This is a genomic window from Thermoanaerobaculia bacterium (genome assembly GCA_018057705.1).
Lineage (GTDB): Bacteria > Acidobacteriota > Thermoanaerobaculia > Multivoradales > JAGPDF01 > JAGPDF01.
This window is the reverse complement of record JAGPDF010000031.1, coordinates 34768-49476: the sequence shown is the minus strand read 5'-3', so window position 1 is coordinate 49476 and position 14709 is coordinate 34768. Positions and strand designations below refer to the sequence as shown.

At 70.1% G+C, this 14709-nt stretch carries 11 protein-coding genes; 6 read left to right on the top strand and 5 right to left on the bottom strand.

Annotation, left to right across the window (positions count from 1 at the left end; translation table 11 throughout):
* On the top strand, positions 1 to 1981 hold a 1981-nt coding region (locus KBI44_11490; protein MBP9145100.1), incomplete at its 5' end, for a WD40 repeat domain-containing protein.
* Positions 1982 to 1987: 6 nt separating this feature from the next.
* Here KBI44_11490 and KBI44_11485 read toward each other — a convergent pair.
* The 5 genes from KBI44_11485 to def all read right to left on the bottom strand — a co-directional run bounded on the left by KBI44_11485 (position 1988) and on the right by def (position 6978).
* Positions 1988 to 3268 carry a hypothetical protein gene (locus KBI44_11485; GenBank protein ID MBP9145099.1) on the bottom strand — a complete coding sequence of 427 codons (1281 nt, stop codon included), beginning with the start codon at positions 3266 to 3268 and terminating at the stop codon, positions 1988 to 1990.
* Positions 3269 to 3412: 144 nt separating this feature from the next.
* Positions 3413 to 4855, bottom strand: coding sequence for a tetratricopeptide repeat protein (locus KBI44_11480; GenBank protein ID MBP9145098.1), 1443 nt, complete (start codon positions 4853 to 4855; stop codon positions 3413 to 3415).
* Positions 4856 to 4894: 39 nt separating this feature from the next.
* Complete coding sequence (locus tag KBI44_11475) at positions 4895 to 5872, bottom strand: TraR/DksA C4-type zinc finger protein (GenBank protein ID MBP9145097.1); 978 nt, start codon at positions 5870 to 5872, stop codon at positions 4895 to 4897.
* A 33-nt stretch (positions 5873 to 5905) separates the two neighbouring features.
* Positions 5906 to 6394, bottom strand: a complete 489-nt coding sequence (locus tag KBI44_11470; GenBank protein MBP9145096.1) for a 23S rRNA (pseudouridine(1915)-N(3))-methyltransferase RlmH — start codon at positions 6392 to 6394, stop codon at positions 5906 to 5908.
* Positions 6391 to 6978 carry a peptide deformylase gene (gene def / locus KBI44_11465; protein MBP9145095.1) on the bottom strand — a complete coding sequence of 196 codons (588 nt, stop codon included), beginning with the start codon at positions 6976 to 6978 and terminating at the stop codon, positions 6391 to 6393. Before def ends, KBI44_11470 begins: the two co-directional genes overlap by 4 nt.
* Before the next feature lie 68 nt (positions 6979 to 7046).
* Between def and KBI44_11460 the strand changes: the two genes are divergently transcribed.
* Genes KBI44_11460 through KBI44_11440 form a run of 5 tightly spaced genes read left to right on the top strand, consistent with a single transcriptional unit; the run spans position 7047 to position 14695 of the window.
* Positions 7047 to 8045 carry an alpha/beta fold hydrolase gene (locus KBI44_11460; protein MBP9145094.1) on the top strand — a complete coding sequence of 333 codons (999 nt, stop codon included), beginning with the start codon at positions 7047 to 7049 and terminating at the stop codon, positions 8043 to 8045.
* A complete protein-coding gene (locus tag KBI44_11455) occupies positions 8042 to 11461 on the top strand; it encodes an isoleucine--tRNA ligase (GenBank protein MBP9145093.1) in 3420 nt (1139 codons plus the stop codon). Before KBI44_11460 ends, KBI44_11455 begins: the two co-directional genes overlap by 4 nt.
* The gene (locus KBI44_11450; GenBank protein MBP9145092.1) at positions 11421 to 12173 is read left to right on the top strand and encodes a VTC domain-containing protein; all 753 of its coding nucleotides are present in this window, start codon (positions 11421 to 11423) and stop codon (positions 12171 to 12173) included. Before KBI44_11455 ends, KBI44_11450 begins: the two co-directional genes overlap by 41 nt.
* Before the next feature lie 57 nt (positions 12174 to 12230).
* Positions 12231 to 12932, top strand: coding sequence for a DUF4956 domain-containing protein (locus tag KBI44_11445; GenBank protein ID MBP9145091.1), 702 nt, complete (start codon positions 12231 to 12233; stop codon positions 12930 to 12932).
* Positions 12929 to 14695 (top strand): CotH kinase family protein, encoded by a 1767-nt coding sequence (locus KBI44_11440; GenBank protein ID MBP9145090.1) that lies wholly within the window; start codon positions 12929 to 12931, stop codon positions 14693 to 14695. The genes KBI44_11445 and KBI44_11440 overlap by 4 nt, the downstream gene beginning before the upstream one ends.
* The last annotated feature ends 14 nt before the right edge of the window (positions 14696 to 14709 follow it).

Below are 14709 nucleotides of genomic sequence, written 5' to 3'. Positions count from 1 at the left end.
CGACGAGCGGCTCTACGCGGCAGCCATCGCGGCGGCGGATGCGAACTTGCGCCTCCACGACACCCAGGCCGCGAAGCGCTGGCTCGCGGAGGCGCCGGCGGCGCTGCGCGGCTTCGAATGGCGTTACCTCGACGGTCGCGCCGACGAGAGCCTCGCCTCTACCGACACCGGAGAGCCGGTGAGCGATCTGGCGGTGAGCCCGGACGGCACACTCATCGCGACCACCGGGCGCAACGGTTCGGTGAAGTTGTGGGACGGCGAGACCCTGAAAGCCCTCCGCTCGACGGCCGGCCACGCCGCAGCGGCCTGGGGCGTCGCGTTTTCGCCCGACGGCGGGGTCGTGGCTTCCGGGTCGAGCGACGGCACGGTCCGGATCTGGGACGCCGGCACCGGCGCCGCAGTGCGCACCCTCGCGCCCACCGGCCGCGGCATCACCGCCGTCGCCTTTCATCCGGACGGCAGCCGGCTGGCGACGACCTCCTGGGACCGGACCTCCGAGCGCGGCGTGTGGGGCGTCGTCAAGATCTGGGATCCCCGGGACGGCCGCCTCGTCGCCTCGTGGGAGCACGGCGTCAAGCCGATCGTGACGGTGGCCTGGTCGCCCGACGGCGCGCTGCTCGCCACCGGAACGTGGGACGACGACGCCACACTCTGGTGGTCGAAGGACTGGACGATGGCGAAGCGCCTCCAACCGGCGGAGAAAGAGCCCTACAAGGCCGTACAGGGCGTCGCCTTCTCGACCGACGGCGGTCGGCTCGCCGTCATGGCGAAAGACGGGACGATCCGCGTCTGGGCTGTCGCCACGGGCGCCCTCGAGCGCACGCTCGTCGGCCAGGCAGAAGGTCAGTCGCAGTGGATCAACGATGCTGTCTTCCTCGACGAGGCCCGCCTGGCCTCGGTTTCGCAGGACGGGACGCTGCGCGTCTGGGACGCGCGCACCGGCGAGCAGCGGGCCCTCCGCCACGGCCACACCAGCGGCGTCACGGCCGTCGCCCGCCATCGCGACGGGCGCCTGATCACGGGCGGGCTCGAAGGCAGTCTCAGGACATGGGATCCGACCCTGTCGACGGCGACGTCGACGACCGAAGCCATGTACGGCCTGGCCTTCTCGCCGGATGGGTCCCGCCTGGCCATGACCGGGTGGACCGGACTCATCCGCACCATCGACACGCGCACGAACCGCGAGATCACCAGCTTCGTCGGGCACGGGCAATCGGGAGTGCGTGTGGGCTGGAGTCGCGACGGGAAGTACCTCGCGACGACCGGGAACGACGGCAGGACGGTGCTGTGGGACGCGCCAACCGGAGAGAGGCGGGCCGAGCTCCTCGCACTCGAGGAGGGCCGCGTCGAACCGATCGCCTTCCACCCCGACTCGAGCTTCGTGGCCGGCGCCGCACCCGGAGGAGTGGCCAGGGTCTGGCGGTTGCCGGACGGCGCCCCCGAGGCGGCGCTCGCCGACGGCGCCGATGCCGACGCCACCATCACCGACCTCGCCTGGAGCCCGGACGGGACGCTCCTCGCGGTAGGCACCGCCGATGGCGTCCTCCGACTCTGGGACTTCGAGGCGCGCACGATCCGCGGGCGGATGGCGCACGGCAAGGGAGCCCTGATGCTCGCCTTCGACCCCACGGGCCGGACGCTCGCCGCAGGCTCCTCGGACCGGTCGATCACGCTGTGGAACGTCGAGACCGGGCAACGCCTGCAGACCCTCGAGGGGCACGGCGAGATCGTGCACAACGTCGCCTTCTCGCCGGACGGCCGACGGCTGGCGAGCGTCTCGTCGGATCACACCGCGCGGATCTGGGAGCCGGCGACCGGTCGCCTGCTGCTCACGATCCCCTTCCCCGAGACACCGTACAACCTCGCCTGGAGTCCCGACGGCGAGCGCCTCGCCGTCGTCGTTCTCGACCGCACGCTGGTCTGGCTCGACGGCAGCGCGGCCCCCGGCTCGCCGGGATCCGCCGGGCCCAGCCCGGATTAGCCGGGATCAGCCGGGCTTCGCCAGGGCGAGAACGAGGGCGGCGAGGGCGGCGTCCGGATCGCCGGAGTCGCCTTTCAGACGGCGCTCGGTCTCGAGCACCCTCGCCGGCAGACTATCGAGCGTCGCGGCGGGAATCCGGCCGGCGGCGAGGTAGGCCTTGAAGATCGGAAAGGGTTTCATTCCGGCAAGCGGGTTCTTGGCGAGGCCGGGGATCTCACTCTGCAGCTTCGGTGCCCACTGGGTGCTGAAGCGACCGTAGTTGCGCTCGTTGGTCGGGATGCGCAGGGTCGTGGCGACACCGCGCACGGCGACGATGCGGCGGCAAAAGCCGGCCAGACTGCCGAAGAACATGAGGCGGGCGGCGAGCGGGTCCTCGGCGCTGCCCAGATAACGGTCGAGTTTGGCGAGTGCCTCCGCAGCGCGGCCTTCGCCGATCGCGTCGAGGATCTGGAAGGTGTCTTCCTGGCCGCGGTCCTCGACGTTCTTCTCGACCTGGGCGATCTGGATCTTCGCCCCGCCAGAGAGCGCGGCGAGCTTGCGATATTCGCCGGCGAAGCGCGCCATCGAGTCCGCGTCGACATCCCGACCCTCGCCGAAGCCCTCCTCGAAGCGCAAGGTCCGTTTCGCCAGCGCCGCGAGCGCCGCGCGATCGATCTCCACCCCGGTCTCGCGTTGGAGCTCGCTCGCCAGCGCCGGAAGGCCGTCGAAGCCCTGCTTGCCGGCGGTGATCTCGCCAGCGAAGGCGACCGCTTCACGGCGGGTGAGCGCTTCGACGACCGGGTGGCCGTCGGCGACGGCGCTCTCGATCAACACCAGGGCGTGGCGGTCCGGCAGGCCGTCGCGCACCAGATCGGCCACCAGCGACGCGGCGCTCTCACCGAGGCCGCGCAGGCCCGACCCGACCGCCGCCGCAAGCATCGGCAGGAGCGCGGCGCGGGTCTCCTCCACGCTGCCCTTCCCCTTGCCACTGCCGCGAGCCGCCTTGCCGGCAAGAAGTGCTTCCGGCAGCCCGGCGATCGCGCGCTCGAAGCCGAGCGCACCCGGGTCGAGATCGAACAGCCGCAAGACCTGGAGCAGCCGCGTTGCTGCGTCCCGCGCTTTGCCGGAGAGGTCGTCGGGGCCACCGCTCCAGGGCAGCTGCTGGCGGACTTCGTCGAACAGCGCCGCCGCGGTCGCGCGATCGGCGAACACACCGCTCTCGACCACCGCGACGACCTTGCCATCGGCGAAGAGCGAGAAGGTCCGGAGGTCGGCCGCGACGTCGGCGATCTCGTCCGGCCGGCGCACGACTTGCGGGGCGCAGCCGAGGGCCCCGCCGAGCGCCTCCGCCAGGCGGAGGCCGGAGGGTTCGGCGAGCGCGCGGCTGCCGTGGACGAGATAGACCGGTTGCAGGCGCCCCGCCGCGATGGCCTTGAGGATCGCTTGCAGGAGCTACTTCTCCGGCTCGAGGTCCGCGGGGACCGAGATGGCCGCGAGCGAGTACTCGCCGGAGTCCTCCGCTGGCCCCCAAACCGGGACCGCGAGGACTCCGAGCTCCTCCGCCGACAGCCGCTCCTCTTCGAAGTTGAGGTCGACCGAATTCCACGAGCCGCAGCGCGAGCAGGAGTCGCGCCAGTCGGCGTAGCGCTGGTGGCAGACGCGGCAGAGATACTCGGCGCTGCCGACGTCGAGCTGCCGCAGGCAGGCGCCGAACGACTCGACGGCCTTCTGCAGATCGCCGCGGCGATGGTGAATCCGGCCGAGCAGGAAGTGGTAGGTGGGAGACGACTTGATGCGCTCCTCGATCGCTCCGAGCTGCTTCGTCGCCTCTTCGAGCATTTCGAGCCGAAAGTAGAGACGGCCGAGGTAGAAGCGCGGCAGCAGATCGTTGCCGGCCGTCGCGATGAGCGCGCGCAGGGTCTCGATGGCGCGCATCGGCTCTTCCTGCTCGATGAAATAGTCCTCGATCCGCTGCAGGAAGACCGGGCTGCCGGTCTCCTGGTAGCCGGCCCGCCAGGCTGCGATCGCCTCCGCCTCGCGGTCCTCGAGGAGCTCCGCTTCGCCGAGCATGATGCGCGCCGGGATGAACCTCGGCTCGTGCGCCAGGAGTCCACGGAAGAGGGTCGCCGCTTCGGTCGCCCTGTCCTCCTCCAGCATGCGCACGCCCTGCTGGTAGGTGAGACCCTGGGCGAGGCTCGACTCTCGCGCCAGCGCCGCCGAATCGCCGCTCTCGTTCAGGAGCTCGGTGATGCGCTCGTGCAACTCCCGGGCGGTGCCGAACTCGCGGGCCGTGAGGGCCGTCGCACGCCGGTCGCGCAGCACCTCGAGGCCGAAGCCTGGGAAGTCGCGCACGATCCGCGACTCGGTCTCGCGGGCGATCTCGACGTCGCCGCGCTCGCGATAGTCGGCAGCGAGATAGTAGAGGAGGCTGACCGAGCGCGGGTAGGTCACCGCGGCGCGGCGATGCACCTCGATCGCCTCGGCGGAGCGCCCGAGCTGGCGCAGGACTTCGCCGTAGCGCAACTGCCCGGCGAAGTGGTCGGGCTTCGCGGCGAGGTAGGTCTCGAGCTCTGCCGCGGCCTTCCCCCACTGGCCGTCGGCCTGGAAGTCGACGGCGCGGCGCAGGGTGGCCTCGAGGCTGTCGTCTTCGCGTTGGCGCCGGCGGTCACGCCGCTGGCTGAGATCGAGGCGCAGGGTGTCGATGACGAGCGTCACCCCGGTCGGCAGGAAGCCCAGAAGGAAGATCGCCAGCAGCGCTCCCCAGAGCGGGATCGACGTTTCCGGCCCGAGGTGGAAGCGCTGCTGGAATAGCTCGCGGTTGTTGGTATGCAGTACGACCGCGTAGACGACGACCGCGACCGCAGCCAGGAGCCCGATGAAGGAGCGGACGCGCATGGGGGGCAACGGCCGCCCGTGGGCCGGGAGGGCCCCCGGTCAAGCCTCCGAAAGCAGGCCTTTCTCGAGCAGCTCCTGGGCCTCGACGCTGTACTTGGCCCATGGAATCGCCTCGAGGCGTGCCTGTCCGATCTGCTGGCCGGTGTGCAGGCAGAATCCGTAGGCGCCGCTGTTCAAACGCTCGATCGCCAGATCGATCTGGTGCATGAGCTCGCGCTCGCTGTCCGAGATCGAGAAGGCCAACTCGCGCGTGTAGGCGTTGTTGGCGCGATCGACCAGGTCCTCGGTCGGGCTGTCGTTGGACTCCTGCCCGCTCTTCAGATCCTTCTGGTACATCGCGAGGATCTCCTGCTTCTTGACCAGGAGACGTTCGCGCTGATGCTGGAGGAACTCCGCCGGGAAGACCGGCCGGGCGCCCGTGGGATGCGCAGCCTTCGACTCGCCGACCCGCACGGACTCGCGGGAGAACGGACGCTTGAGCGCCGGTACGGGCCGCATCGCAGAGACCGGACGGGCGACGGGAAGAACGGCCGGCGCGACCTCTGCGGCCGCGGGCTTCGCCCGGACGCCCCCCTCGGCAGCGGGCGCGGGCGGCGCCGGCGTGCGCTGCGGATGCCGGGGGCCGGGCGCCTTCGCTGGCGTCGTGCTCGCCGCGACCGCCTTCGGCTTCATCGCCGTAGCCTTCGCCGCTGTGGGCTTCCTGGCCGCGGGCTTCGCGGGGATCGCAGGCTTCGCGGCCTTCTTGCCGGCGGGCTTGACCGCGACCTTGGCGACGGGCTTCTTCGCGGCGGGCTTCGCCGCCCGCGGCGCGGCCTTGGCTGGCGCCGCGGCCACCTTCTTCGCCGGCGCCTTCGTGGCCGGCCGGGCAGCAGGTTTGGCGGCCTTCTTGCCGTGCGCCGGAGCCGTCGGCGTCTTCACCGCCTTGGCGGCAGACTTGCGCACCGGCTGAGCCCCCCCTCGGGTCTTCGTCCCCTGCTTGACGCTCTTACCGGAAGTTCTCACCGTTTTGGGTGCCACCTACTGCCTCCTCGCAACTGCCCTTCCACCGGGCTACTGGTCCTGCTTCAACGTCGCGCGATGATAGTTGATTCCAGCGACGATCGAAAGCGCCCTGTAGAGCTGTTCGAGAAGCACCAGCCGCGCCAGATGGTGGGGCAGCGTCATGCGCCCGAAAGCGAGGCGCAACCGGCACGATTCGAGGAGCGCCGGGTCGAGTCCGACATCGCTGCCGAGAAAGAAGACGACCGGGTGCGGCCACTCCGCGCGCCAGCGCTCGACCTGCTGCGCCAGCTCCTCCGAAGTCCACAGCGCACCGCGTTCGTCGAGCGCCACGAGATACGCCGGCTTCGCTGCCGCGGCCGAGAGAGCCTCCCCTTCGAGCCGTCGCCGCGCCCGGTCCTCGCCAGAGGCGGCGACCCGGATCGCCTGTTCGCGGATCGGAACGAAGCCCTCGATCCGGCGACGGTAGTCCGCCGACAGCGACTCCCATGGCTCCGGCGAGTGCCGGCCGGCCCAAAGCAGATGGAACCTGAGGCTCAACTTGTGGCTTGCGCGGCGCCCGTCGGCGTCCGGGAAACGGCGGGCTCGGCCTCCGGTCCGACCGCGCCCACGAACTCCTGCCACTCGTCGAGGAAAGCGAGCGAGGCGAGGTCGCGCATCCGGTCGAGGAAGAGGACGCCGTGCAGGTGGTCGAACTCGTGCTGCACGATGCGCGCTTCGAAACCTGCGACGACGCGATCCACGGGACTGCCTTCGCGGTCCAGGCCGCGCAGGCGCACCGCCGGGTGGCGCGGCACGAGCCCGCGCAGATCCGGTATCGAAAGGCAGCCCTCCCAGTCGACGACCCGTTCGCCCGGCAGAGCCTCGAGCTCCGGGTTGACCACGACGCAGAGCGGGATTCCGCCCTGCGGGTCGTCGTCGTCCTCCGCCTGGTAGACGAACAGCTGCCAATCGACGCCGACCTGCGGCGCGGCGAGTCCGACCCCGTCGGCCTCGAGCATCGTCTCGACCATGTCGTCGATCCACTGCTGTGTCGCAGGCTCAGCGAGCGCCTCCGGCGGCACCGGCGCCGCCGGTGTGCGCAGCACCGGATTCCCCATTCGAACGATCGGCAGAACAGCCATAGGACCCCCTGGCGACGCATCCTAACGCCTCGGGGAGGCGGCAGGCGCCATGGTATTCTGGCCCTGCGATGACGGCCTGGACCAGCGAAGAAGAACAGCGGCGAAAGCGGCGCCAGCGGATCCTCCGGGGCCTGCTCCTGGGTGGCGCGGCGATCGGCCTGCCGGCGGTCATCAACGCGTCCATCGCACGCCGCGCGCGGAAGCTCGAGCCGACCGTCTGGGGCCGCCGGCACCGCTACGCCTGGGACCTCGCGGACGTCGTGTTTCAGCGCCTCGGATCGGGAGAGCCGATCGTCCTGCTGCATTCGTTCGGTCCAGGGCACGATTCGCTCGAGTGGCGCCGGGCGGCGGAGAGGCTGTCCGAAGACTTCCAGGTCTTCGCCCCCGACTTTCCCGGCTGGGGCCGGTCGGAGCGCCCGCCGACGGCGCTCGACGGCGAGCTCTACATCGAGTTTCTGCTCGACTTCCTGGACGACGTCGTGCGGCGCCGGGCGGTGCTCGTCGCCTCCGGCCTCACCGCCGCCTACGCCGTGCAGGTGGCGGTCGACCACCCCGAGCTGGTGCGCGGCCTGGTGCTCTCCTGCCCGGTCGGGATCGACCTCGCGAGCGAGGAACCCGACCTCAAGGACGCCGTCATCCACCGCCTTCTGAAGCTGCCGATCTTCGGTACCTCGGCCCTGAACCTCTACACGACGAGGAAGGGCATCCAGCGCTACCTCTGCGAAGAGGTCTATTCCGATCCGGCGCTGGTAACCGACTCGCTCGTCGACCATCACTACCGGGGTGCCCACGAGCCCGCCAATCGGGCGGCGCTCGCCGCCTATCTTTCGGGCTATCTCAACCACCGCATCGGTCCGGCGCTCTCGCGCCTCGCCACCCCGACACTGCTCGTCTGGGGCCGGGAAGCGGCGAATCCGCCGGTCGAATCGGCCGACCTATGGCTCCAGGCGGTCGGCAACGCCGAGCTCGAGGTGCTGGAGGGCGCCGGCACCCTGCCGCACAACGAAGCGGCGGCGGCCTTCGCGGAACGTCTCGCGCTGTTCGCCGATCAGCTGCCGGCCGGATGACGACCCCCAGATTCCCGCGGGTGCCAGCGGGCTATCCGTTCCCGCAGCTCGAAGAGGCCGTGCTCGACCTCTGGCGCCGTGAGGCCGTCTTTTCGCGATCGGTCGGGAAGAACGCCGGCGGCCCCGAGTTCACCTTCTTCGAAGGCCCGCCGACCGCCAACAACACGCCGCACGTCGGGCACGTGCTGACCCGGGTGGTCAAGGACCTCTTCCCGCGCTTCCAGACCATGCGCGGCAAACGGGTCGCCAGGAAGGCCGGCTGGGACACCCACGGCCTGGCGGTCGAGATCGAGGTCGAGAAGCGGCTCGGTCTCGCCGGCAAGCGCGACATCGAGCAACTCGTCCCCGGCGACCCCCGCGCCTCGATCGAACAGTTCAACCGCGCCTGCTACGACTCAGTGATGACCTATGAGCGCCAGTGGCGAGCGATGACCGAGCGCGTCGGCTACTGGGTGGATCTCGACGACGCCTACTTCACCTACTCGAACCGCTACGTCGAGTCGGTCTGGTGGGCGTTGGGCGAGCTCTACGACAAGAAGCTCCTCTTCGAGGGGCACAAAGTTCAGCCCTATTGCGCCCGCTGCGGCACGACGCTCTCCTCTCACGAGGTCGCACAGAACTACAAGGAGATCGAGGACCCGTCGATTTGGGTGCTCTTCCCGGCCCGACCCGGACGGCGTCTTTCGACCGTCGAGGGCAGGGAGTTCGTCGTTCCCACCGACTTCTATCTCGTCGCCTGGACAACAACCCCATGGACGATGCCGGGCCACTCGGGCCTGGCGGTTCATCCCGGACTCGTCTATCGCGTCGTCGAGCATCCGACTCGACCCGGAGCCCGCCTCCTCTTCGCCGACCAGATCGAGATCCCGATTCCGTACGAGGTCGAGATCGACGGCAAGCGCCAGAAACGGGATCTCCGCGATCAGCCGGCGCTCGCGCGTTTCAGCGGCGATACGCTCCAGGGCCTCCGATACGACCGGCCGTATCGCACCGGACCTTTCGACGAGCGACAGCGTCCCGATCTCGCCCCGCAGCCGCCGCCCTCCGACGAGGACGGCTGGCTGGTGGTCACTGCCGACTACGTCACCGCGAGCGACGGCACGGGCCTCGTGCACACGGCGCCGGCCTTCGGCGCCGACGACTACGCGACGGGGCAGAAGTACGGCCTGCCCCTGTTCAAGACGGTCGAGGCCGACGGCAAGATCGCGGCGAAGGCGGGGCTCGAGCGCTTCGCCGGAACATGGTTCAAGGATGCGGACAAGGAGATCCTCCGCGACCTCAAGGAGCGTCAGCTCCTGTTGCACTCCGAGCGCTACAAGCACAGTTACCCGTTCTGCTGGCGCTGCGATACGCCACTCCTCCAGTTCGCCTCCAAGAGCTGGTTCGTCAAGACGACCGCGATCCGCGACCGTTTGGTGGCCAAGAATCTGACGATCGACTGGCATCCGGAGGCGATCGGCAAGGGCCGCTTCGGCAACTGGCTCGAAGGCGTGGTCGACTGGGCCCTTTCCCGCAAGCGCTATTGGGGCACACCGCTGCCGATCTGGAAGTGCGACCTCTGCCCCGCCGAGCGCGTCTTTTCCTCCTTTACCGAGCTTTTCCACGAGGCCGGCAAGAGAGTGCCGGATGACCTCTACGATCGCGCCCAGTTCGATCCGCATCGCCCGATGATCGACGACCTGACCTGGGAGTGCTACGGCTGCCGGGACGAGGGCAGGAACGGCGTCTTCCGCAGGGTCGAGGATGTCATCGACGCCTGGTTCGATTCCGGCGCGATGCCGTTCGCTCAGCATCACTACCCGTTCGAGAACGCCGAGCTGGTCGCGCCAGGGGGCAAGTTCGCCCCCGCCGACTTCATCTCGGAGGCCGTGGACCAGACCCGCGGCTGGTTCTACACCCTGCACGTCCTCGCCTGCGCCCTCTTCGACTCGGTCGCCTTCGAGCACTGCATCGTCATGGGGCACGTCAACGACGACCAGGGCCGCAAGATGTCGAAACGCCTCGGCAACGTCGTCGATCCGCTGGGCGTCATCGCCGAGACCGGCGCCGACGCGATGCGCTGGTACTTCTACGTCAACGACCCCGAGCAGACCTCGCGCTTCTCGGCGAAGCTGGTGCGCGAAGCGGCGCAGGGGTTGCAGCTGCCGATCTGGAACGCTCTCTCTTTCTTCACGATCTACGCCAATCTCGACGGCTGGCAGCCGCGCCCCGACCGCGCCATACCGGTCGAGAATCGGGCGGATCTGGACCGATGGATCCTCGGACGCCTCGATACCGAGATCGAGCAGATCGCGCTGCTGCTCGAGGGCTATCGGATCGCCGAACCGGCCCGCCGGCTCGAGGCCTTCGTCGACGACCTGAACAACTGGTATATCCGCCGCAGCCGGGATCGCTTCTGGAGTGCGGCTACGGCCGACGGGGTCGCGGAGCCGGACGCGAAAAGCTCGAACAAGGAAGCTGCCTATCAGACGCTGTACACGGTCCTGACCACCCTTGCCCGGCTGATCGCTCCCTTCACTCCTTTCCTCGCCGAGACGCTTCACGAGCACCTCGTGCGGTCCGTGAATCCCGACGCTCCCGTGAGCGTTCATCTCGAGGACTGGCCCGAGGCGACAGGTATCCTGGAGCGGGATCGCAGCCTTCTCGCGCTCGTCGGCGCAATGGGCCTCGCGAAGCGCATCGTCGGCCTCGGGCGCGTGGCGCGGGCGGAGCACGACCTGAAGAACCGCCAGCCGCTCGCCTCGGCGACGCTCGTCCTCGCCCCGGAGATCTTCGGCGTCGACGTGCGGCCACAGCTCGAGCGTGTGCGCGGGCTCGTCCTCGACGAGCTGAACGTGAAGGACATCTTCTTCGCCGAACGTCGTGGCGATTTCGTCACCCACGAGGTGCGGCCCAACTTCCGCGTCCTCGGCAAGAAGCTCGGCGGGAGGATGAAGTCCGCACAGGCGGCGCTCCTCGCAGCCGACGGCGATGTCCTCGCCGAAACCCTCGCGCGCGACGGCCGGATCGAGATCCTGGCCGACGGCGGGGCGTTGGTGTTGCTGCCCGAGGATCTCGAGGTCCGGCTGATCGAGAAGGAGGGGATGGCGACGGCGAACGACGGCGAGCTCCTCGTCGCTCTCGACCCGCAGCTCACCCCGGCGCTCATCTGCGAGGGCCGCGCGCGCGAGGTGGTCAATCGCCTGCAGACAGCGCGCAAGGAGGCCGGGCTCGACTATGCCGACCGGATCCGCGTGCGTTACAGCGCCGCGCCCGAGCTCGAGGCGGCGATCGCCACGCATCGCGACTGGATCTCGGGCGAGACGCTCGCCGTCGACTGGCAGAGCGGCGATGCCGAAAGCGGCAACGGCGACGGCCTGGCCCCGGCGCCGATCGATGACCTCGGCTTCGCCTTCGCCATCGTTCGCGCCTCCTGAGGCGGTCGTGCCCGGCGTCACGCTCTCCGCAGAGCCACTGCAGGCGCTCGACCACGAGGTCAAGTTCGTCTTCCCGGGCGCCACGCTCGCCGTGGCGCGGGCGATCCTCTCGGGCGCCTGCCGGCGGGAGGAGCCGCACGCCGCGAGCCTCGTCGAGACGATCTACTTCGACGGTCCGGGGCTCGAGTCGCTGGCGGAGAAGCTCGGCAGCGACTATCTGAAGACCAAGATCCGCCTGCGCTGGTACGACCACTCGCCGGCGGTCTGGCTGGAGGTCAAGCGCCGGGTCGGCAGCCGGCGCGAGAAGCTGCGGCTCCCGGTGGCAGCGAAGGCGATCGACGGCCGCGAGCTCTCGCGCCGGAGTCTCGATTCGCCCGCCCTCACCCGGATTCCGGCGCTCCTCGCGGACGCCCGCGAGGCCGTACCGGCAGGGCTGCGGCCGGCGGTGCACCTCACCTATCGCCGGGAGCGCTTCGTCGAGCCCGCTTCGGGTCTGCGGATCGCCCTCGACAGCGAGATCACCGCCCTGCGGATCGCGGACTGGGCCTCAGCAGCGCCCGGGATCCGGCAACTCCCCGGGAACCTGCGCTCGCCGTTCCTGGTCGAGCTCAAGGGCGGGAACCGCGACCTGCCGCCGGGGCTCGCAGGGCTCGCGGCGCTCGGCGGCCGTCGCGAGTCGTTTTCCAAGTACAGTTTCTGTCTGCTCGACTGAGTCGCTCGCTACGATCGCTGCGAGCGCTACGACCGCTTCGCACGGGGAGGGTTTCGCATGGGGGAGATGTTCGGCAAGCTGACCGCCGCCTGGGAGGGCAAGGGACCGCCGCTCGGTGTCGGCTCGTTCCTCCTCCTGCTCGCCATCTCGGCCATCGCGGCGATCGTCGTCGCCCAGCTCTACGTTCAGTTCTACGGCCGTCGCGCCACCGGCAGCGAGATCCACCGCGCCTTTCCGCTCATCGCCATCGCGGTGACGGCGATCTTCATCTGCATCCAGTTCTCGTTGCCGCTCTCGCTCGGCCTCCTGGGCGCGCTCTCGATCGTGCGCTTCCGGACGCCGATCAAGGAGCCCGAAGAGATCGGCTTCCTGATGGTCGTCATCGCCACCTCGCTCGCCGCGGCGACCGGGCTGCTGGGCTTCCTCGGCGCCCTGCTCGCCGCCGCGGTGCTCGTCCTCCTGGTGCAGGAGCTGGTGCGTCCGGTCTTCCGCCGGGGCAGCTCGACCGGTCTGGTGATCGCGACCTTCGACGAGGTCGGCTATGCGGCTCACAGTGAGGCGTTCTTCGCGGCGCTCGCGGCCTCCGGCCGGTCGGGGGTCCTCGAGAGCCTGACGCGCCTCGACGGGCGGGTCTCGGTCACCTGGCGTTTCGCGGGCTTGAAGAGCTCGGAGGCGCCCGCCGTCGAGCGGCTGCTGCAGGAGCGCGCCGCACCGCAGAGCCTCGCCATCGTCTACCCCCAGAGCGCCAGCAGCCGGTGACCGCCGGCCGCGGAAGCCGCGGAGACCGCAGGCAGCGCTGGGATCGCCGGCATCGCTGGCTGCCGGCGGCCGGCGCCGCCCTCCTGGTTGCCCTGATCCTCGTCGGCCTCGCGGCGACGGAACCCGGGAAACAGTTGCGCTCCCGGCTCGCGCGCACCCACGCCACGCGCTCCGAGCTCGACTCGGCGCGGATGACGACGCTCCTCGCGCGCTCGGGCGAGCTGGTGGTGCAACCGCCCGGCGCCCAGGTCCTGGCAGCACCGGTCACGCCAAAGCAGCTCGCGCCCGAGGGCAAGTGCCCGGAGCTCGAGCTCGCCGGCCGCCAGCTCCCCCTGGCCGAGCTTCCGAGCAGCCGGCTCGCCCCGGCCCCGTGGCGCGACGCCGGCCCGCCTCTGGTCTCGCTCTGGCTCGATCCCTGCCGCACCGCCCGGGTGCACAGCCGGCCGTGGATGCCGGGGCGTGAGACCGAGGAGACCGGCTGGATCTCGTTCTTCGAGCACGGCAAGCTCCAGTTCGCCGCGCCGGTCGGCGTCCGGATCCACGGCGGCGTGAGCCGGCGCTACCCGCCCTACGGGTACCGCTTCTCCTTCCGCAGCGAGCACGGCGCGGCGGGACTCCCGGGACGCCTCGTTTCGCCCGAGTTGGCGACACCCCTCCTGCCGCTCGCCCGTTTCGTCATCTCGGAGCTCGACGACGAAGACACCGACGGCTCGGTCTGGGCCTTTCCGGGCGAGGTGGCGTACGAGATCGGCCGCCGTCTCGGCGCCTTCACGCCGCGCACACGCCCGGTCGGCTTCAGTCTCAACGGCGCACCGGCGAGCGTCTACTCGATCAGCGAGCACATCGACGCCGACTTCGTGCGCCGCCATTTCGGCCACGAAGACTTCGAGCTCCACCGCGGCAAGCGCCACGCCGGCGACCCGCGCCGCGAGAGCGCGGCGAGCGACCGCTTCTGGGCGAGCGAAATGGCCTGGATCGCCGCCGCGCCGGCGCCGTTCACGCGCGCCGGCGCGGCCGAGCACTACGACCTCGACAGGCTCACCACCTGGCTGGTCACGGTGCTCTTCAACGGCACCGGCGACCTCTACCAGGAGGCGATGCTCCGCGACCGCCGCGGCGAGCTCGCCTCCGGCCGCTGGACCTGGGTTCACTGGGACCACGACATGAGCTTCCGCACGCCGCCGCGAAACTCGCGCTTCGGCAACAAGCGCGACGTGCTGCCCTACGTGCTCGACAACCAGCGAGAGCTGCGCTCGCCGCAGCAAGCTCTCCTGCACCGACTCGTCGAGGAGGACCCGGAGTACAGCACAGAGATCGTCCGCCGCACGACGCAGGCGCTCAACCATCAGCTCACCCCCGATTACCTCGAGAGCCTGGTCGTGCGCTACGAGCAGACTGCTAAGACCCTCGGCGTCACCGACCTCGACTGGGCCGGGAAACTCCGCGACTACTTCGCCTGGCGCCCACAGGCGATCCGGAACCAGCTCCAGAAGATGCTCGGTGCCGGCGAGCCGATGCCGGTCGAGCTCAGTGCCCCGGAGGGAACGGTGAAGGTGGACGGTTTCGACATCGGCGCCAGCTACACCGGCACCTACCCCGCCGGCCTCGCCCTCGAAGCCGAAGTCGAGCCGTCAGCCCGCGACCGCTTCCTCGGCTGGCAGATCGAGACCACCCCACCGCTCGCCCAGCCCGCCACGAGCCCGACGCTCCACTTCACCGTATGGGGCCCCACGAAGATCGAAGCCCGCTTCCGCGACCCCTAGCAGCCCCCCCGGCG

What these genes read in the sequence shown, in the direction of transcription:
- KBI44_11480 (MBP9145098.1), bottom strand. Translation starts at nt 4,855, where the DNA reads ATGCGCGTCCGCTCCTTCATCGGGCTCCTGGCTGCGGTCGCGGTCGTC.
- def (MBP9145095.1), bottom strand. Translation starts at nt 6,978, where the DNA reads ATGGCTGTTCTGCCGATCGTTCGAATGGGGAATCCGGTGCTGCGCACA.
- KBI44_11460 (MBP9145094.1), top strand. Translation starts at nt 7,047, where the DNA reads ATGACGGCCTGGACCAGCGAAGAAGAACAGCGGCGAAAGCGGCGCCAG.
- KBI44_11455 (MBP9145093.1), top strand. Translation starts at nt 8,042, where the DNA reads ATGACGACCCCCAGATTCCCGCGGGTGCCAGCGGGCTATCCGTTCCCG.
- KBI44_11450 (MBP9145092.1), top strand. Translation starts at nt 11,421, where the DNA reads ATGACCTCGGCTTCGCCTTCGCCATCGTTCGCGCCTCCTGAGGCGGTC.
- KBI44_11445 (MBP9145091.1), top strand. Translation starts at nt 12,231, where the DNA reads ATGGGGGAGATGTTCGGCAAGCTGACCGCCGCCTGGGAGGGCAAGGGA.